Here is a 19,218-nt window from a genome sequence, read left to right as displayed (position 1 = left end):
CACTGGAAGGGATCTGTTATGACGCCAAAATCCATCCAACCAGGCCACACACCACTGCCTCAGGGCATAGGTGCCCCGGCACGAAGGGCCCTGGCCCACGCGGGAGTGGTAACCCTGGAGCAGGTAGTGCAGTTCGGTCACAATGACCTGACAAAACTGCACGGGATGGGCGTCAAGACCATGGCCCAGCTGGAGGACGCATTGGATGAGCACGGGCTGGAGTTCCCTTCGCGTCAAACAGGCTGAGCGCATAGCCGTACCGTGGACGGACGTCCGTAGCCGGCGTTATAGGGTGAATTCATGACTGAATACCGCCGGCTTGGAACGTCCGGACTCACTGTCTCCGTGGTAGGGCTTGGCTGCAATAACCTTGGGCGGGCAAACACACCGACCGAATCCCAAGAGGCAACAGACGCCGTGGTTCATGCTGCGCTCGAAGCCGGGATCACCCTGTTTGACGTCGCCGACGTCTATGGGCGGGATCCCGGCCTCAGCGAGACGATGTTGGGCAAGGCGCTGGCAGGCCGCCGGAACGACGCCGTGGTGGCCACCAAATTCGGTCTGGACATGCGGGGTGCCAATGGCAAGGACTTTGGCGCCCGCGGCTCGCGCCGGTACATCATCCAGGCGGCAGAGGCCTCCCTCCGCAGGCTGGGAACGGACTGGATCGATCTCTACCAATACCACACGCCGGATTCCCTCACGCCTATTGAAGAGACCCTTGCTGCCTTGGACCATCTCGTCACCAGCGGCAAGGTGCGGTACATCGGCCACTCGAACATGGCCGGCTGGCAAATTGCCCAGGCTGAATACGTGGCACGGAGCCTGGGTGGAGCACGCTTCATCTCCACCCAGAACCACTACAACCTGCTGGACCGGAGAGCCGAACTCGAGGTCACCCCGGCTGCTCAGGCCCTGGGCCTGGGCGTGCTGCCCTATTTCCCCCTGGCTAACGGCCTCCTCACCGGAAAGTACAGTCCAGGTAAGGCTCCTGAAGGTTCACGGCTAAGCCATACCCGGACCCACCTGGTTCACGAGGCCGACTGGGACCAGCTCAGCAGGTTCAGCATGTTTGCCGCGGAACGGAACCTCACAGAAGTGCAGGTTGCTTTCTCGTGGCTGGCGGCGCAGCCGCGCGTTGCAAGCGTGATCGCGGGGGCCACCCGGCCGGAACAGGTCCGCGAGAACGCGGCAGCTGTGGCCTGGGTGCCCTCGGCCGGGGAACGTGCTGAACTGGACGATATTTTCCCGATCACTCCGAAGGTCGCCCTCTTCTGATGCAGCAACTCCTGGTGGACGTTGACACCGGCATCGACGACGCCTTGGCGCTTGTCTACCTGCTGTCCCGCCCGGAAATCCACCTCCGGGCCATCACCTGCACGGCGGGAAACGTCGGGGCCCGCCAAGTGGCCCTGAACAACCTGGCGCTGCTCGAACTGTGCGGCGCCGCGGACATCGAGGTTGCCATCGGGGCGGAGGTTCCGTTGGAAATACCGCTCCGCACTACTGAAGAGACCCACGGCCCGCAGGGGTTGGGCTATGCGGAGCTGCCCGCTCCGCGCCGGAAGATCTCCGAACGGCACGCTGTGGACATCTGGGTAGAGGAAGTGCGCGCCCATCCGGGCGAGATCACCGGCCTTATCACCGGACCGCTGACCAACTTTGCGCTGGCCCTGCGCCGCGAGCCGGAACTGCCCCGCTTGCTCAAGGGCCTCGTGATCATGGGTGGATGCTTCAACTATCAGGGAAACACCACGCCCACCGCCGAATGGAACGTCTCGGTGGATCCCCATGCGGCCAAGGAGGTCTTCGCCGCCTACAGGGGAGTGCCCCAGGACAAACTGCCCATAGTCTGCGCCCTTGAGTCCACCGAACGGATTGAGATGCGGCCCGAGCATGTCCGGCGTTTGGGGGAAGCCGCCGGAGTCCCTGAGCCGGAACTGGTACTGCCGGAGCAGCCGGAGGGCCAACGCAGCAGGTCAGCCAATCCGGTGGTGGCGTGCCTCTCAGATGCCATCCGCTTCTACATGGAGTTCCACCGTCTGTATGACCAGGGTTTCATCTCCCACATGCACGATGCTTTCGCCGCCACTGTGGCGGTGGGACGGACGGAGTTCAGCACCCGCCTGGCCACAGTCCACGTTGAAACCGATTCCCCGTTGCTGATTGGCACCACGGTGGCGGATTTCAGGGGCATTTGGGGCCAGCCGCCGAACGCCCGCATCGTCTCAGGCAACAACCCTGAGCAGTGCTTCGATGAGCTGATCGATTCCGTGGGCCGCCTGGCGGCGAGCCGGTATCATGGTACCCGCGCCGAGGTGACATAGGCGGATCGTTGTGCCCTGCCAGTACCCGGAAATCCCTGCGTACCGGCCCCAGCCAAAGGAACCACCATGTCGCAGCAGTCCCTCACTCTTCCCGCTCCTGGTGCGGCGGCGGACAAAAAACGCCGCCTGCTTGAGCTTCTGGGTGCCGCTTCTATTGCGGCCACATTTATTTTCCTGGTCCTTGCCCAGCCGTCGGACATCGCCAACGGTGTGGGGAGCGCGTCCACCCTCGTGGCCCTGGGCGGCTTCCTCCTCGGTGCGATTCTGCTGATCCTGGGTGTGCTCCCCACCCTGCCCACGTCCACCCTTGTCCTTATACCTGTTGCGTTGGTCCTGAACATTGCCTTGGGCCAGATCATGGGCACTACGGGGCTGCCTTTCTACTTCGACGCGATCGGCACCGTACTGATCGCTGTCCTCGCCGGACCGGCGGCCGGAGCCGCAACGGGGGCCTTGAGCAGCATCGTATGGTCCTTCTTCAACCCGACCGTCCTGCCGTTTGCTGCAGGAGCGGCTCTCATAGGTTTCCTGGCCGGCATGGCAGCCCGTTACGGTTTGTTCCGCCGCTTCTACCTGGCACCTGTTGCGGGGTTCGTCACCGGCATCATCGCCGGAGTGGTGTCGGCTCCCATCGCAGCGTTTGTTTTCGGCGGTACTGCAGGTGCCGGGACCGGTGCCATCGTCAGCGCCTTCCGGGCAATGGGGGATACCCTGCTCGCGGCGATCACCAAGCAGGCACTGATCTCGGACCCAATGGACAAGGCCATCGTGTTCGCCATCGCCGCCCTGTTGGTGTACGCCCTGCCTCGTCGGGCGACCTTCCGCTTCCCGTTTGTTCGGCGCTTCAAGGTCCTCGCAGGAAAGGACCCGGCAGCCGCTTCTTAGCCCGTGCTTTCCCGCCTCAATCCGCTCACCACCCTTGCCGCTTCCGGCGCCGCCGTCGCCCTCACGATGGCGGCGTCCAGTTGGGCTGTGTCCGCCGCCGTAGCGGCGGCTGTCCTCGCTGCAGGGGCACGCGCCGGGGTTCTGCGCCGGGTCCTCGCTGCCTCGGCTGTCATCCTCTTGCCACTCTGGTTCTCCCTGCTGATGATGCACGGGCTGTTTTTTCCGGAGGGCCGTACGGTCCTGGCGGGATGGGGACCGGCCCGCATCACAGTTGAGGGGCTTGCCTTCGCCCTTGAGATGGGGACGCGCACCACTGCCTGCGTTCTGGTGCTGTTGCTGTTTTCCTTCATGGTTAACGTTGCGGATCTTGTTGCGACGATGACCACCCGCAGGATCCCGCCCCAGTTCGGCTACGTTCTGGCTTCCACGCTCACACTGGCTCCAGCCATCGCGGCTCAGCTGAGCAGGATCCGTCAGGCCCAGGAAGCCCGCGGGCTGGTCATGGGCGGCAGCGTCGTGCAGCGCCTGGCCGCTGCACGTTTGCAGATGGTTCCGTTGGTCCTGGCACTCATCCAGGACGCAGCGGAAAGGGCCAACGCCCTTGATGCGCGCGGATTCAGTTCCCCCGGCCCCCGCAGCACGTACCGTGAAGTGACGGATTCACGGGGACAGCGCACATTCCGCCGTGCGGTTCTGGGGCTGGCTGCTGCGGCGGTGATCCTGAGGCTGGGTGCTTCCTGGTTTGGTGTGCCGGTTCTTCCTTCGCTGACGGCAGGAGGAAACGCATGACGACGCCGATTCTTGATGCCTGCATCGAAAGTTTCAGTTTCCATGAGGAGACGGCGCGGGCGGTGCATGGCGTAAGCCTCACCGTGCAGGCCGGAACGCTGACGTCTGTGCTCGGCGGGGCCGGCAGCGGCAAATCAACGCTCGCAAAGCTGCTCGCTGGCTGGCTCAGGAACGGTGATGGCCTGCTCAGGGGACGGCTGTCGCTGCGGGGTGGCGGGGTCCCCAACGGTGCTGAACGCCTTGACTTCGCCGGGAAAGAGGACGATCCCAGAATCAGCCCCGCAGCCTGGTCGAGGCACGTGGGCTATGTGCCCCAGGACCCCGCTGCGATGCTCTCGCAGGTTCGCTCCACCGTGGCTGAAGAACTGGCGTTCGGGCTGGAAAACCGTGGCACGGCTCGCGATGAAATGCATCGTCGGGTGGCTGAGGTCTCAAGGCTCACAGGTCTTTCCCACCTGCTCGACAGAGACCCGGGAAACCTTTCCGGAGGGGAACTGCGGCGCCTTTCGATCGCCTGCTGCGTGATCACGGACCCGGCCGTCCTCATTCTGGATGATCCTTTGTCCTCATTGGATACTGAGGGCGCCCGGCTGATCGGGGACCTCATCGCCGTGCTGGTTGACCGGGGGACCGCCGTCGTCCATCTCGGACAGGTGGCGGGCCTCCTATTCAGCCAGGCCACCCACTGCCTGGTGCTCGACGGCGGCACGGTCACCGCACAAGGGACGCCGGCTGACGTGCTGCTCAGCAGAGGCCTGGCCGACTCGGGCGTAGTGGTGCCGTCGGAGGCGGCGAGTCACAGAAGGGCCAGGCCGACGGCGATGGCCAGCGAACTCCTGGGCGGAAGCGGTGCGGTCCGGAACGGCGCCCCCATCCGGTCTGCAGGAACGTCCAGCCTGAGCTTCCGGAACGTGGCCTACTCCCTGCCCGGCAGGCAAGGGGGGCCGCGTGCCGTGCTGACACAAGTAGACCTCGAGGTGGAACCCGGGGAAACTGTGGCTATCACCGGGCCCAACGGAGCCGGAAAGTCCACGTTGCTGCGCCACGTCAACGGGCTGCTGCGCCCTGAGCGTGGGGAAGTGTTGGTGGGAGGACTTCCCATCCGGGGAAAATCAACCGGAGCCATTGCGGCAGATGTGGGCCTGCTCTTCCAGCATCCGCGCGACCAACTGTTCGAGCGGACGCTGATGCGGGAAGTCAGTTTTGGGCTTGGCCGCCTGTTCGGTGCCGAAGCCGGGGAGCATGCCATTCAGGCGCTGGAGGACGTGGGCCTGGCAAACGTTGCCTCGGCCCATCCCCACGATCTTCCGGCTTCAGGTCAGCGCCTTCTTGCCCTGGCCACGGTGCTTGCCCGCCAGCCCGCTCTCATAGCCCTGGATGAACCGACGGTGGGGTTGGACCGTCACGGCCTGGCCCGGCTCCAAACAGCCCTGGACGCGGTCACACTGCGTGGTGCTGCTGTCCTGATGGTCACCCATGATCTCGCCTATGCGAGGACTGTCAGCCAGCGCGTCTTCAGGCTGCAGGGCGGAAGGCTCCAGGAAATTTAGGAGCCTTCCACCCTGCACCAGCCATCCTTCAATGGGTCATTCAACCGGCCTTTGACGAGTTTCCTTGACGACCGTCCGTTGACGACCGTTCAAGGGCCCCCTCACGCGGTACGTGAAGCAATCCCCGGCGCCAGGAAGCGCTTGCCGTTAACCCGCTCAGAGGCGCCAACCCGGTCAAGATAGGGGGTGATGCCGCCCAGGAACATCGGCCAGCCGGCGCCCATGATGACGCACAGATCGATGTCCTCGGGGCCCGCTACCACTCCTTCGGCGAGCATGAGCCCGATTTCCTCGGCAAGGGCGTCCTGGGTACGGCGCAGGACTTCCTCAGCAGTGGAAGGAGAGGAGCCGAAGGACATCAGTGCCAGCGTTTCCGCCGGGATCACCGGCTTGCCATCGGGACTGGTCTTCTCCGAACCGGGCGCCCAGATGGACTTGATTCCGTTGTCGATGAGCTTTTGCAGGTTCTGCGACACCGCAAAGCGGTCACCGAAAGCGGCATGGAGCGATTCCTGGACGTGTTGCGCAACCGGCAGGCCCACCATCGCCCCCAAGGTGAAGGGAGTCATCGGGAGGCCCATGGGCCGCAAGGCGTTGTCAGCCACTTCGGCAGGAGTCCCCTCATCGAAGGCAGCGGTCACCTCACCCATCAGGCGCAGCAGTATGCGATTGACGACGAAGGCAGCCGCGTCCTTGACGAGCACAGCGGTCTTCTTCAGCCCCTTGGCCAGTTCGAAGGCGGTGGCCAGCACGGCGTCGTCGGTCTTGGGCGCGCGGACAATTTCCAGCAGCGGCATAACGGCCACAGGGTTGAAGAAGTGGAAACCGACCAGCCGCTCCGGGTGCAGCAGGTCCTCGGCCATGGCAGTGACGGACAGCGAAGACGTGTTCGTGGCAAGTATGCAGTCTGCTGAAACGATGGCCTCCACTTCCGCGAAGACCTGCTTCTTGACGTTGAGTTCCTCAAAGACGGCTTCGATGACGAAATCGGCGTCGGCGAAGGCTTCCTTGGAAACGGAACCGGTCACCAGAGCCCGGGTACGGTTGGCTGCGTCCGGACTGATGCGCTTCTTTGCCAGCAGCTTGTCCACTTCGGCGTGGACGTAGCCCACGCCCTTGTCCACCCTGGCCTGGTCGATGTCCGTCATAACAACAGGCACCTTGAGCTGGCGGGCGAACAGCAGGGCGAGCTGGCTGGCCATCAGCCCTGCCCCCACCACTCCGATCTTGGTCACGGGACGGGCCAGTTTTCGGTCCGGAGCACCTGCGGGGCGCTTGGAACGCTTCTGCACCAGATCCAGGAATGCGTAGACGGTGGACCGGAATTCGTCGGTCTGCATGAGGTCCGCGAGCGTATCGCATTCCAGCTCCGCCGACTCCTGCTGCTGCATGGTCCGGTTGGCTTCCATGATGTCCAGGACCTTCCCGGGCGCCGGGGAAGCGTTGGAGGTTTTGGCCTCCACAAAAGAACGTCCTGCAGCCACTGCAGCGTCCCAGCGGCCGGCAACATCGGGGTCAGCGGGGTCAGCGGCGTTGGAGCGCTCAGGCATGACCTCGCCGGAGATGACCTTCGCTGCCCACGCTATGGACTGCTCTACGAAGTCGGCGGGTTCGAAGAGGGCATCGGCGACGCCCAGTTTGAAGGCTTCCGGTCCGGAAAGGCTGCGATTGTTGCTGAGGGGGTTCTCGATCATGACCTTGACGGCGTTTTCCGGGCCGATGAGCCGCGGGAGAATGTAGACGCCGCCCCAGCCGGGGACCAGGCCAATGAAGGCTTCCGGCAGCGAGAGGGCGCCGGCACCCGTGGAAACCGTGCGGTAGGTCGACTGCAGGGCGATCTCGAGACCGCCGCCCAACGCCACACCATTGATGAAGGCGAAGCTCGGAACGCCAAGATTGGCCAGGGTGGCGTAGACGTCGTGGCCCAGCTGGGCCATCCACAAGCCGTGTTCACGGCTCTCCAAGGATTTGACGGCGGAGAGGTCCGCGCCGGCCACAAGGTAGTACGGCTTTCCGGTAACTCCGACGCCGACGATCTCACCACGGGCTGCCCGCTCCCGTAAGCCCTCAAGAACAGTACCCAGTTCAACCAGGGTGTTCGGTCCGAGAGTGGTGGGTTTGGAGTGATCGAGCCCGTTATCGAGGGTCACGAGCGCGAACGTGCCGGGACTCTTGCCTGGCGTTCCGTCTTTTCCTGCCACAGGTGGCAGCTGGATGTCCTGAACGTACGAGTGGGTGACCGTCTCGTTCGGAAAAAGATCGGCAAGCTTTCGGAATTCTGCGGCGCTCATGCTGCGGCTCCAGTCTCGGTAGTGGCTGTAGTGCTGTAATCGGCGTGATGCGGGTTCTCCCAGATAACCGTTGCCCCCATGCCAAGGCCGATGCACATGGTGGTCATGCCGTAGCGGACAGAGTGGTCTTCCTCGAATTGGCGTGCCAGCTGGTTCATGAGCCGGACCCCGGAGGAGGCCAAGGGGTGGCCCACCGCGATTGCACCGCCATAGCGGTTGACCCGGGGGTCGTCGTCGTCGATCCCGAAATGGTCCAGGAAACTCAGCACCTGCACCGCGAAGGCCTCATTGATTTCAAACAACCCGATGTCATCAATGCCCAGTCCTGCATTCTTCAAGGCCTTTTCAGTGGCAGGGACGGGGCCGATACCCATCACCTCGGGCTCGACCCCGGCAAACGCATAGGTGACAAGCCGCATCTTTACCGCCAGACCCAGTTCCTCGGCTGCGTCGGCCGAAGCGAGGATCGCTGCCGTTGCGCCGTCGTTGAGTCCCGCGGCGTTACCGGCCGTTACCCTTCCGTGCGGGCGGAAAGGCGTACGGAGCGAGGCGAGGTCCTCCAGCGAGGTGCCCGGGCGCGGGGGTTCGTCGGTTGAGTTGAGAGTCCAGCCCTGGCCCGGTTTCATCGTTGCCACAGGGACCAGGTCAGGCTGGATCTGGCCCTTCACGTATGCTGCCGCCAGTTTGTTCTGGGAAGCGACGGCGTAGGCGTCCGTCCGGTCCTTGGTGATGGCGGGGAAGCGGTCATGCAGGTTCTCTGCGGTGTTACCCATGTTCAGTGCTGCAGGATCTACCAGCCGTTCGGACATGAAGCGGGGATTGGGATCAGCCCCTTCGCCCATGGGGTGGTTGCCCATGTGCTCAACACCGCCGGCAATGACGACGTCGTACGCGCCGAAACCGATGCCGCTTGCTGTTGTGGTGACCGCCGTCATGGCGCCGGCGCACATCCGGTCGATGGCGAAGCCCGGGACGGTCCGCGGGAGGCCGGCGAGCAAGGCGGCTGTCCGGCCAATTGTGAGGCCCTGGTCACCTGTTTGAGTGGTGGCAGCGATGGCCACCTCATCAATGCGTTCTGCCGGAAGGGAAGGGTTTCGCCGCATGAGTTCCCGGATGCACTTGACGATCAGGTCGTCCGCGCGGGTGCCGGCGTAGATGCCTTTCTCTCCGGCGCGGCCGAATGGAGTGCGGACACCGTCCACAAACACTATGTCCCTGATGTTCCGGTTGGTTCGCGGATTACCGCTGCTTTGGCTCACGTGCTACTCCTCATCGAGACATGGATGCCGCGGCACTGGTCCAGGGCCAAAATGACCACAGGCAGCAGTGAACCGGGCGACAAGTGAAATCCATGTTACTCGTGAGTAACTTAGCTTGCAAGGAGGAGCACCCGTGGTGGGGCCTGCGTTGAAGTATCAGCCTCTTGTCACGCCACCGCGGGACCGTCTGCGTTGCCTTTCACGCCGGCTTCCTTCGGCTCCTTGAGGGGCAGGGGCTGTGGATTGAGGAACGCCTCTGTGATCAGCGGCGTCACTACCCCCACCTGCCACTCACGGGCGCCGAGCCTGCGAAGCTCCTCGGCGATGGAGTCCTCATCGATTTCCTCCGGAGGGCGCCAGGCCACCCGGCGCAGATAATCGGGGGTCAGGAGATTCTCCACCGGGAGCTTAAGGTGATCGGCCGCTTCCTGCAGCAGGGGACGGGCTGTTGAAAGCCGTTGGGCTGCCTCAGGGTCCCTGTCTGCCCATACCCGGGGAGGCGGCGGCGCGTTGGTAGGAAGATGCAGGGGAGGGAGTTCCTCAAGATTCTTGGCGATACTGATGCAGCGAAGCCAGCGGGGCGCTTCCCGTTGCGCTGCGCGGCCGTGGAAGCCCTTGGTTCCCAGTAACTGCGGAACTGTGGAAGGCATTGCCTTGGCCGCTGCAACGAGGGCGGAGTCAGGGAGGAGGCGGCCGGGGGCAACATCACGCTTGCGGGCCAAGGAATCCCGTTCCACCCACATTTCCCTCACCGCAGCCAGCTGCCGGCGGTCCCTGATCTGGTGGAGCCCGGAAGTTTTGCGCCACGGGTCAATCCGAGGTGGCGCCTGCCCGTTGGCAAGGATTGCGGCGAATTCCTGTTCCGCGAATTCGAGCTTGCCGTCTGCCTCCAGCAGCTCTATGAGTTCTTCGCGTAACTCGGTGAGAACTTCCACGTCCAGCGCGGCGTACCTGAGCCACGGCTCAGGGAGCGGCCGGGTGGACCAATCGGCGGCTGAGTGTTCCTTGGCCAGACCAAAGCCCAGCAGCTGCTCGATAACGGCGGCAAGGCCAACCCGCGGGAGGCCTGCCAGCCTGGCCGCAAGCTCGGTATCAAAAAGCTTGTCCGGCCACATGCCCAGTTCCGAGAGGCAGGGCAGGTCCTGGCTGGCCGCGTGCAGGATCCACTCGACACCCTGCAGGGCGTCATTGATGATCCGCAGGTCCCCGAAGGGTTCGGGATCGATAAGCCAGGTGCCCGAGCCTTCGCGGCGGATCTGGACCAGGAAGGCGCGTTGCCCGTAGCGGAAGCCGGAGGCGCGCTCAGCGTCCACCCCGGCAGGGCCTGTTCCGGCGGCTATCGCAGCGGCACAGCGTTCCAGGCCCGCGGGGGTTTCAATGACGAGTGGTACGCCGTCACGGGGGGAGTCAAGGTCAATGACTTCCGGGACGAGGCTGTCGAAGCCTTCCACCGTGATGTGCGGGTTGATGTCAGCAGCCGGGACGCCGGCTGTGGTGTGTTCCGGAATGTGAGGGGTCATGATTCCAACAGTTTACCGATAACACACGGCAGGATGTCCTGCGCCCTCTCCGTCACTGCCAATGCTTCCGCCTCCGTGGCAGGGCAGACACGCCGTCGGGCAGGGGTGGGAGACCTGCAAAAGTGCACACCATGTCCGACCATGCCTCGAGGTGGCTGCGGACGTCCGACGAGGCCGGAGTCCAGGAGGCGCGGAGTTCGATGTCGATTGACTCCCGGCGGTCAGCAAGTGTTCCGAAGCTTTCGGACAGGACGCGGGTGGCAGTTCCACCGGCAGCCCGGTAAGGCGCTCGGTGGTTTTCGAGGGCTTCGACCAGCCAGGTCCAGGCTACGGAACCAAGCATTTCGTCGTTTCCCATTTCCGGCTCCAACTGGGCACGGATGTACGTCACAATGCGGAACTCCCCGTCCCAGACTGCGGAGCCGTCGGGGTCGTACAGGAGGATAAAGCGTCCGGTGGCCAGTTCGTCGTCGGGCTCCTCCCCGCCGGATGCCCTGGAAAGGGCTGCTGCGGCCGGTCCATGGATGGAGCCCGGCCCGGGACGATAGCTTGGCGCCATAACCTCGGCGCCCAAGGCCACAGCGTAGGGTGCCAGCCGTGAAGGCGCGGGGATCTCATCGAGCCGAAGTTCACTTCTGCAACGAGCTTTTCTAAGGGTCCCCAGAGCGTGGAGAAACTCTGGAGGAACCTGGGCGAGTGCGTTCACCTTCGCAGGGTACGCAAGCGCCGCAGGATTTTCCTGCAGGCTCGCCGTCGTGGTTTTTGGATCAACCGGCAGTCAACTCCCGTTTGATGGCGGCAATGAAGGAGTCCACGTCTTCTTCGCTGGTGTCGAAGGAGCACATCCACCGGACCTCGCGGGTTGCCTCGTTCCAGTCATAGAACCGGAACGATTTCCGCAGCCTGTCCGCCACTCCCGCCGGAAGGACGGCAAAGACCCCGTTGGACTCGGTCTTTTGCGTGGGTTCGACGCCGTCAATGCCCTCCACACCGGCGCGCAGCCTCGCTGCCATGGCGTTTGCATGTCCTGCCGAGCGAAGCCACAGATCGCCTTCCAGCAGGGCAATGAACTGGGCGGACAGGAAGCGCATCTTGGACGCGAGCTGCATGTTCATTTTGCGGAGAAAGATCAGGCCGTTGGCGGCTGCCGGATTCAGTGCCACCACTACTTCCCCGTAAAGCAGCCCGTTTTTGGTTCCTCCAAACGTGAGGATGTCCACGCCGGCGTCGCGCGTAAAGGCCCGCAGCGGAACCCGGAGATGGGCTGCCGCATTGGCCAGCCGGGCGCCGTCCATGTGCAGCTTCATGCCCTTGGCATGGACGTGGTCGGCAATAGCCCGGACCTCCTCCGGGGTGTAGCAGGTCCCCATTTCAGTGGTCTGGGTGATGGACACGGCGAGTGGCTGGGCGCGGTGTTCATCTCCCCATCCCCATGCCTCGCGGTCGATGAGCTCGGGAGTCAGCTTGCCGTCCGGGGTGGGCACCGCGAGAAGCTTGATGCCGCCCACCCTTTCTGGAGCACCGTTCTCATCCATGTTGATGTGGGCCGTTGCGGCACAGATTACAGCGCCCCAGCGGGGGAGAAGGGATTGCAGCGAAAGTACATTGGCCCCCGTTCCATTGAAAACGGGGAAGCATTCGATTCCTTCACCGAAGTGCTGCTCCATCAGCAGCTGAAGCCGGGCCGTATAGTCATCCTCACCGTAGGAGACCTGGTGTCCGCCGTTTGCCGCTGCCAGCGCTGCGAGGACCTCCGGGTGCACGCCGGAGTAGTTGTCCGAGGCAAAACCCCGTACCGACGGATCGTGCAGTTGCATCTGACCCGGTTCCTGAGCAGCGGTTGCAGTTTGGGCGGCGGCAGAGGCGGGGGAAGTCTCTACTGTGGATGTCATTGCTTTGGTCACACTTTCAGTTTAGGGACGGGATCGTGTTTGCGATGCGGTGGGGCGGCTGCTGTCAGGGGACCAGCGGGAGTCTCCGCCCGTTCAGCTCAGCAGCCTCCGTGCGGAACAGGTCAACGGCGGCGGCGCCGAGTTCCCCTACATCCGTGAAGCCCGGGAACTTCCGCTCCGGCGCTTTTGCGCGCATGGAGTCATCGACGAGTGCCTTGACCACAAACACGACGGCGGCACTTTGCAGTTCCGATTCGCCGTTCTTGTCCGCTTCGAAGCCCTGGGCCATAGCCATCGTCCACACCTCAGCCGCAGCTTTGGCCGCCACATAGCTTGCCGTTGCGGCGGTGGGGGAGGTCACCGCAGTGGATGACACCATTGCGAAACGCCCTGTTTCCGATGCTGAGAGGTCGTCATAGAACACCCGGGAAACGTTTCTGAGGGTGGTCACGGCATTGCGTTCCAGGAAGTCCCAGTCCTCGTCGGTCTGGGAAGTGATGCCCTTGGCCCCGCGCCATCCGCCCACAAGGTGGATGACGCCGTCGATCCCGCCATGGGAAGCTGTCACTTCCGACTGAAGCGTCCGTACCTCGGCCAGGTTCGCGAGGTCGCAGACCAGGGGGATGACGCCTTCGCCCGCCTCGGCGGCTGCAGCCACAATCCGCTGCTTGTCCGAGCCTACGGTGAGCACCGTGAAGCCTGCCTGCGAAAGGGCCGTGGCCGTCGCCACCCCCGAGGGTCCGCTGCCGCCAGTGACCAATACCTTCAGGGTGCGTCCGGATTTCATACCGCGTTCAAAGCCTCCGTTGTGGATGTGATGGTGGAACTGCCGGTAATTCCTGCAGTGGATTCGATGACTGGCCGCATCTTCTTCTCCAGCGCTTCGTAGAACATGGACAGGGGGAATTCGTCGTCCAGCACCTGGTCGGTGAGTCCACGTGGCGGTCCGGCGAGTGGCAGAGCGTCCGGACCCTTGGCCCAAACGGATGCGGGGTTAGGAGTCACGGTACCGGATACCAGCTCATAGGCTGCCAACCAGTGTGCTGTTTTGGGCCGGTCGATGGAGCGCCAGTAGAGTTCCTCGATCCGGAGCCCCAGGTCGATGACCACCTGGGACACTTCATCCCAGTCGATGCTTAGGCTGCTGTCAGTCCAGTGCAGTACCCGGTGCTGGTGCATCCAGGCAAAGAGAAGCTGCCCGCCGAGGCCGTCGTAGTTGCGGACGCGGCTGCCAGTGATGGCAAAGCGGAAGATCCGATCGAAGATCACCGCGTACTGCACGAGCTTGGCGTGCCGACGCGCTTCGGGGCTGGCTTTTTCATCCTTTTCGATCTTCACGGACTCGCGGAAGGCTGTCAGGTCACAGCGCAGTTCTTCCAGGGAGTACAGGAAAAACGGCATGCGTTGCTTGATCATGAAGGGGTCGAACGGGAGGTCGCCCCTCATGTGGGTGCGGTCGTGAATCAGATCCCACATCACAAACGTTTCCTGGGTCAGCTGCTGGTCCTCCAGCAACTCCTTGGCTTCCGGCGGAAGCTCCAGCGAGGTGATTTGGGCCGCGGCGCGCAGCACCTTTCGGAACCGGGCAGCTTCCCGGTCAGCAAAAATGGCGCCCCAAGTGAAGGTGGGTGTTTCGCGGACGCCCACGGTTTCCGGGAACAGGACTGCCGAATTGGTGTCATAGCCGGGGGTGAAGTCCAGGAAGCGGATGGGAACAAAAAGCCTGTTTGAGTACTCGCCGCCCTCGAGGTCAGCGATGAACTCCGGCCAGATGACCTCAATCAGCACTGCCTCCACCAGGCGGCTGCTGCTGCCGTTTTGCGTATACATGGGGAAAACCACCAGGTGCTGAAGCCCGTTTTCCCGGTGCTGCTGCGGCTGGAACGCCAGCAGTGAATCCAGGAAGTCGGGTACGGCAAAGCCACCAGCTGCCCAGGCACCAAAGTCCTTTACGAGGAGATCCAGGTAAGCGGCGTCGTGAGGGAATGACGGCGCGAGGGCCTCGATTGCCCCGACGATAACAGAAACATGAGCCGCCGCATCAGTGTGGTGGGCCTCCTCGGGAACGGAGCCGTCCTTTGCCTGCAGGGACTGCAGGGCTGTGGCTGCCGTCTTCAGCCGGATCCATTCCGGATGGGTGGCACTGACAGGTGCAGGTGACGAAGACTCCGGGGAATGAATCGACTGGATTGAGTCGTTTGTGATGACGGGGATGCTCATGGTGGCAGTGGCCTTTCTGGTCGCTGTTGCTTCTTCGGCGAGCGTAGCAACCAATCAGAGCCACTAATCCAAAAAGCGGTTGAGCATAAGAAAGTGTTGGTCACGGCCTGCGGAAAAGGTCCTCCAGATCAAGAGGAAAGCTGCCTGACGTGGGCCGCCTGCGTTCAGCGTTCCTCGGCGTTTACCAGCCGCAGCGAAACAGAGTTGATGCAGAAACGCTGGTCAGTAGGGGTTTCGTACCCCTCGCCATCGAAGACGTGCCCCAAGTGCGAATCGCAGGTGGCGCACCGTACTTCGACGCGGTCCATTCCCATGGTGCGGTCGTGGATGTAGCGTACTTTTCCCTCCGCCAAGGGAGCCCAGAAGGACGGCCAGCCGCAGTGCGAATCGAACTTTTCCTTGCTGGTGAACAGCTCGGTTCCGCAAGCGCGGCACTGGTAGACGCCCTCGGTATGGGTGTCCCAGTACTCGCCCGTGTAGGGCCGTTCGGTTCCGGCCTGGCGAAGGACCCGGTATTCCTCGGGCGAGAGTTCCTGGCGCCATTCCTCGTCGGTCCGGGCCACAACGGGCGCCTCGCTGTTGCCGTGGTCTCCTTGAATGCTCATACCTTGGTCAACGTCTAGGAGTCGCCGATAAATCCCGAACCTGCATACAGATGGAGTACGGGCAGTCCCAGCCGGTCCTGTGCCTTGTTGGCCCAGTCCGTGTGGAAAGTGTCCGCTATGGCATGCGGACGGGTTACTACGACAGCCTGGCGCGCACCGAGTTCCTTGACCTTGGCCACCAGTCCGTCAACAGCACGGCCGTCCACCACCTCGCCCGTGACGCCGGCGCCTACTCCTGCCAGCGCCGCAAGGGACACGGCAAGTGTCTCAGCGGCCTCGGCCCGTTCAGACTCGGGATCGGGAGTGTGTGCGGTCAGCTCGCGGAAAGCCTGTGCGATCTCCAGCAATGACAGGTGCTCAAGGAAGTCCACGAGCATATGGCGCTCGGTATTAGCCGGAACAAGCACCACCAACGGAATATCACCGCCGTCCACAAGGCGTTCGATGTTGACGCGGTCATCCGCACCCAGCGGTTCTTCTGTCAAAATGACGATCGGATCGTTCATGACCTCAGCCTAGTCCGGGCGCATCGTCCCCGCAGTACATCCGGCTGCGGCATGTCCGGAATATGTCAGATGTGAGTTAGCGGTAAGAATGGTGGCATGGCTTTCCAGCTCCGCCGCCCCGAGACCCCCCGCGCTTCACTGCGAGCGTTGCTGACTCCTTCAGTAACGGGAACCACGACGACGGGATCGAAATCCCTGAGCGCCAAGTGGGCACTAGGCGGTGTCATTGCAGGTTCGAGCCTCGCGGGTTTGATGGGCGCTGGTTCCTCCGCCCTCGCCCTGTATTTCGCGCGGAGGGTGATCACCCCCGCCCGCATCCGTGACGAGAACCAGGAAATCCTTGCCGTCATTCGCGATGGAAACCGGCAACAGGTCATCCTCGACGCGACTGATGACGCCATTGTGGAAGGCGTGTACGGGCTCTTCTTCGACAGCGGGCGCGGCCATGCCCGGATCGGAAGGATCCTGTCGTATTCGCCTGCCGAACGAACTGTCCTTCGCGAGGTGGAGGCGGTGTACAGCGGCGATCTGGCCACAGCCCGCCGTGGCTGGTGGAGCGGGGTTGCCTACCCCGATCCCGCCGCTATCGGCCTCCCTTCAAAGGAGGTGCTGATTGACGTCGACGGCGGATCAGCGCCGGCCATCATGATTCCAGCCCAGCCGGCCACGGACATCTGGGCCATTATGGTGCACGGCCGCGGCGCCACCAGGCAGGAGGGATTACGGGCCGTCCACACGGCAAGGGATCACGGACTGACCAGCCTCCTGATCTCCTACCGGAATGACGGCCTGGCGCCGTCGGCACCAGACGGCCGCTACGGGCTCGGCTCCACGGAATGGCGCGACGTCGAGGCCGCCATTACATATGCTCTCTCCAATGGTGCCAAAGAAGTGGTCCTTTTCGGGTGGTCCATGGGAGGGGCAATATGTCTTCAAGCCGCCGATTTGTCGCGCTACCGCCACCTGATCCGTGCCATGGTCCTGGATGCTCCCGTAATTAACTGGGTGGAGGTCCTGGCGCACCATGCCCAAATTCATCGGATTCCGTCCGGCGTCGGCAGGTATGGCCAGCTGATGATGAGCCACCGCCTCGGCCGAAGGCTTACGGGACTCGCGGCTCCGGTGGACCTGAAAGCCATGGACTGGGTGGCGAGGGCTGTGGAGCTGCGGACGCCGACCCTCATCATCCACAGTGTGGACGATGAATATGTGCCGTACGGCCCGTCAGCGGAGCTCGCTGAAAAAAACCCCGAGATGGTCACCTTTGAAAGCTTCAGCCGCGCCCGGCACACCAAGGAATGGAACGTTGATCCACAGCGGTGGGAGTCGCTGATTTCGGCATGGCTACGGCAGCAGCTGGCACCCAGGACGAACCCTGGAGCCGGGTCAGCTAGCGCTGCGTCCTGATTCGTGCGGAAATGGCGCCCGTGAACCTGATGAGGTCGCGGGGGTCCAGTTCGACGTCCAGTCCCCGGCGGCCACCGCTGATGAGCACTGTTTCCTGTTCCAACGCGCTGTCGTCAACGACGGTGCGGGAAGCCTGGCGCTGTCCCAGCGGCGAAATCCCGCCCAGGACGTAGCCCGTCCGGCGTTCTGCGACGGCGGAATCAGCCATTGCGGCTTTCTTCCCGCCCAAGGATGCGGCCATCGCCTTAAGATCCAGGTTGCCGCTGACTGGAACCACTCCCACGGCCAGCTGCCCGTCGACGTCGACCATGAGGGTCTTGAAGACCCTTGCCGGGTCAATGCCGAGCACCTCTGCAGCCTCCATGCCGTAGCTCGCTGTGGCGGGATCGTGTTGGTACGGGTGCAGCACAAAAGGAACACCGGCCGCAGCTAAGGCCGCTGTGGCCGGTGTTCCTTGTGAAGCCTGTTTTCTTCCCATCCGCCGGCGGGGGCTCAGCCCTGGAAACGGGCCGAGGCCGCCACTTTACGCTTGATGCGGCCCAGCATGGCCGTCATGCCCCTCATCCGCAACGGAGTGATGGCGCGCGTGAGTCCCAGGAGCTCCGGCATATCATCCGGCACGGCCAGGATCTCCTGTGCGGACAAACCGTCAAGTCCCTCATGGAGGACACCGGCGAAGCCCCGGGTGGTGGGAGCTTCCGGTGGCGCCTTGAAGTAGAGCCGGACGCTGTCCGGAGCACCGCCGTCGCCCTTTTCCGTCTCGATTGTCAGGAACAATGGCGACTGGCACTCCACCACCTGTTCGAGGAGTTCAGGGTGGTCCTTGAGATGCTCGGGCAGCTCAGGAAGTCCACGCGAGAACTCCAGGAGCAGCTGCAGCCGCTCAGGTTCGGTGAGGGCCTGGAAATCATCAACAATTTCCGCAAGGTTGGCGGGGAGGGAATCGGTATTCATCAGTTCCAGCTTACGCAGTATTTGCAGGGGAGGGGTGTGGGCTTTCGCCGACTAGTTGGACACCGCTGCCGATACTGGCTGCGAGGAAGGAACAGTGCCGCGGTCGGCGCCCTTGACGATGGGAACGCGGACAGCGTTCCCCCATTCGGTCCATGAGCCGTCGTAGTTGCGGACGGTGTCAAACCCCAGAAGGTACTTCAGGGCAAACCAGGTGTGGCTGGAACGCTCGCCGATACGGCAGTAGGCCACGACGTCGTCGCCCGGCGTCAATCCTGCTTCTCCCAGATACAGTGCCTCGAGTTCTTCACGGCTGCGGTAGGTGCCATCCGGTGCAGCGGCACGGGCCCAGGGAATGGAAGCGGCGGTGGGGATGTGGCCGCCACGGAGCGCACCCTCTTCAGGGTAGGCAGGCATGTGCGTGCGCTGTCCGGTGTACTCCTCAGGGGAACGCACATCGATCAGCGGCTTGCCCAGGTGAGCGAGCACGTCTTCCTTGAAGGCGCGGATGGGGGCGTCATTGCGCTCTACTACCGGGTAGTTGCCAGGAGCAGGAGCAGGTGCGTCGGTGGTGAGTTCACGGCCTTCGGCGATCCACTTGTCGCGGCCGCCGTCCAGCAGCCGGACATCCTCATGGCCGAACAGGGTGAAGACCCAGAGTGCGTAAGCAGCCCACCAGTTGGATTTGTCGCCGTAAATCACCACGGTGCTGTCCCGGGAAATCCCCTTGGCTGCAGCGAGGGCAGCGAATGCCTTGCCGTCCACGTAATCCCGGGTCACTTCGTCATTGAGGTCGGTGTGCCAGTCGATCTTCACGGCGCCGGGGATGTGCCCGGTTTCGTAAAGCAGGACGTCTTCGTCGGACTCCACCACCACAAGCCCGCCGTCACGCACGGCACCGGACTCGATGGCCGCGGCCAGCCATTCGGTGGATACGAGCCGCTCCGGGTGGGTGTAGGCGGAGAATTTCTCGTTCTGTTCAACGGGGTAGGGCATGCTGATGGCCTTTCATTGAA

The 19,218-nt window shown here is 63.4% G+C and carries 19 protein-coding genes; 7 read left to right on the top strand and 12 right to left on the bottom strand.

Annotated features, from left to right (window positions below):
- Nucleotides 1-18 precede the first annotated feature (18 nt).
- The 6 genes from M1E02_RS12895 (at nt 19) to M1E02_RS12870 (ending at nt 5,551) form a co-directional block, all read left to right on the top strand.
- Entirely contained in the window at nt 19-246 is a 228-nt protein-coding gene (locus tag M1E02_RS12895) for a helix-hairpin-helix domain-containing protein (protein WP_479374656.1), read from the top strand.
- Nucleotides 247-300: 54 nt separating this feature from the next.
- On the top strand, nt 301-1,278 hold the full coding sequence (locus tag M1E02_RS12890; RefSeq protein ID WP_479374655.1) for an aldo/keto reductase: 978 nt from the start codon (nt 301-303) through the stop codon (nt 1,276-1,278).
- Complete coding sequence (locus M1E02_RS12885; RefSeq protein ID WP_479374654.1) at nt 1,278-2,327, top strand: nucleoside hydrolase; 1,050 nt, start codon at nt 1,278-1,280, stop codon at nt 2,325-2,327. Before M1E02_RS12890 ends, M1E02_RS12885 begins: the two co-directional genes overlap by 1 nt.
- Nucleotides 2,328-2,393: 66 nt before the next feature.
- Nucleotides 2,394-3,212 (top strand): ECF transporter S component, encoded by an 819-nt coding sequence (locus M1E02_RS12880; protein WP_479374653.1) that lies wholly within the window; start codon nt 2,394-2,396, stop codon nt 3,210-3,212.
- A gap of 3 nt (nt 3,213-3,215) precedes the next feature.
- Nucleotides 3,216-4,001, top strand: coding sequence for an energy-coupling factor transporter transmembrane component T (locus tag M1E02_RS12875; protein ID WP_479374652.1), 786 nt, complete (start codon nt 3,216-3,218; stop codon nt 3,999-4,001).
- Complete coding sequence (locus tag M1E02_RS12870; RefSeq protein WP_479374651.1) at nt 3,998-5,551, top strand: ABC transporter ATP-binding protein; 1,554 nt, start codon at nt 3,998-4,000, stop codon at nt 5,549-5,551. Before M1E02_RS12875 ends, M1E02_RS12870 begins: the two co-directional genes overlap by 4 nt.
- Nucleotides 5,552-5,652: 101 nt before the next feature.
- Here the strand turns inward: M1E02_RS12870 and M1E02_RS12865 are convergent, their stop codons facing one another.
- From M1E02_RS12865 to M1E02_RS12825, 9 genes are all read right to left on the bottom strand, one after another.
- On the bottom strand, nt 5,653-7,842 hold the full coding sequence (locus M1E02_RS12865; protein WP_479374650.1) for a 3-hydroxyacyl-CoA dehydrogenase NAD-binding domain-containing protein: 2,190 nt from the start codon (nt 7,840-7,842) through the stop codon (nt 5,653-5,655).
- Nucleotides 7,839-9,101: a thiolase family protein gene (locus M1E02_RS12860; protein WP_479374649.1), complete on the bottom strand. Its 1,263-nt coding sequence runs from the start codon at nt 9,099-9,101 to the stop codon at nt 7,839-7,841. Before M1E02_RS12860 ends, M1E02_RS12865 begins: the two co-directional genes overlap by 4 nt.
- A 167-nt stretch (nt 9,102-9,268) precedes the next feature.
- Nucleotides 9,269-10,621, bottom strand: a complete 1,353-nt coding sequence (locus M1E02_RS12855; protein ID WP_479374648.1) for an HRDC domain-containing protein — start codon at nt 10,619-10,621, stop codon at nt 9,269-9,271.
- A 52-nt stretch (nt 10,622-10,673) separates the two neighbouring features.
- On the bottom strand, nt 10,674-11,327 hold the full coding sequence (locus M1E02_RS12850) for a DUF3000 domain-containing protein (RefSeq protein WP_479374647.1): 654 nt from the start codon (nt 11,325-11,327) through the stop codon (nt 10,674-10,676).
- Between the two features lie 61 nt (nt 11,328-11,388).
- Nucleotides 11,389-12,438: a threonine aldolase family protein gene (locus tag M1E02_RS12845; RefSeq protein WP_479378149.1), complete on the bottom strand. Its 1,050-nt coding sequence runs from the start codon at nt 12,436-12,438 to the stop codon at nt 11,389-11,391.
- A gap of 139 nt (nt 12,439-12,577) precedes the next feature.
- Entirely contained in the window at nt 12,578-13,300 is a 723-nt protein-coding gene (locus M1E02_RS12840) for an SDR family NAD(P)-dependent oxidoreductase (protein ID WP_479374646.1), read from the bottom strand.
- Nucleotides 13,297-14,733 (bottom strand): DUF6421 family protein, encoded by a 1,437-nt coding sequence (locus tag M1E02_RS12835; RefSeq protein ID WP_479374645.1) that lies wholly within the window; start codon nt 14,731-14,733, stop codon nt 13,297-13,299. The genes M1E02_RS12840 and M1E02_RS12835 overlap by 4 nt, the downstream gene beginning before the upstream one ends.
- A gap of 164 nt (nt 14,734-14,897) precedes the next feature.
- Complete coding sequence (gene msrB / locus M1E02_RS12830; protein ID WP_479374644.1) at nt 14,898-15,338, bottom strand: peptide-methionine (R)-S-oxide reductase MsrB; 441 nt, start codon at nt 15,336-15,338, stop codon at nt 14,898-14,900.
- A 14-nt stretch (nt 15,339-15,352) separates the two neighbouring features.
- Nucleotides 15,353-15,844, bottom strand: coding sequence for a hypothetical protein (locus M1E02_RS12825; protein ID WP_479374643.1), 492 nt, complete (start codon nt 15,842-15,844; stop codon nt 15,353-15,355).
- Nucleotides 15,845-15,940: 96 nt separating this feature from the next.
- Between M1E02_RS12825 and M1E02_RS12820 the strand changes: the two genes are divergently transcribed.
- Nucleotides 15,941-17,251, top strand: coding sequence for an alpha/beta hydrolase family protein (locus tag M1E02_RS12820; RefSeq protein ID WP_479374642.1), 1,311 nt, complete (start codon nt 15,941-15,943; stop codon nt 17,249-17,251).
- Here M1E02_RS12820 and ybaK read toward each other — a convergent pair.
- From ybaK to M1E02_RS12805, 3 genes are read right to left on the bottom strand one after another with little or no spacing between them, the layout of a single operon-like run.
- Nucleotides 17,235-17,729, bottom strand: coding sequence for a Cys-tRNA(Pro) deacylase (ybaK, locus tag M1E02_RS12815; protein ID WP_479374641.1), 495 nt, complete (start codon nt 17,727-17,729; stop codon nt 17,235-17,237). The two genes, M1E02_RS12820 and ybaK, sit on opposite strands and share 17 nt — an antisense overlap.
- 14 nt (nt 17,730-17,743) lie before the next feature.
- On the bottom strand, nt 17,744-18,205 hold the full coding sequence (locus M1E02_RS12810) for a SufE family protein (RefSeq protein ID WP_479374640.1): 462 nt from the start codon (nt 18,203-18,205) through the stop codon (nt 17,744-17,746).
- Between the two features lie 51 nt (nt 18,206-18,256).
- Nucleotides 18,257-19,198: a sulfurtransferase gene (locus M1E02_RS12805; RefSeq protein WP_479374639.1), complete on the bottom strand. Its 942-nt coding sequence runs from the start codon at nt 19,196-19,198 to the stop codon at nt 18,257-18,259.
- Nucleotides 19,199-19,218 lie beyond the last annotated feature (20 nt).

The organism is Arthrobacter sp. Z5-13, assembly GCF_056499105.1.
Note: the sequence above shows the minus strand (reverse complement) of the source record. Positions and strands in the feature narration are given on the sequence as shown.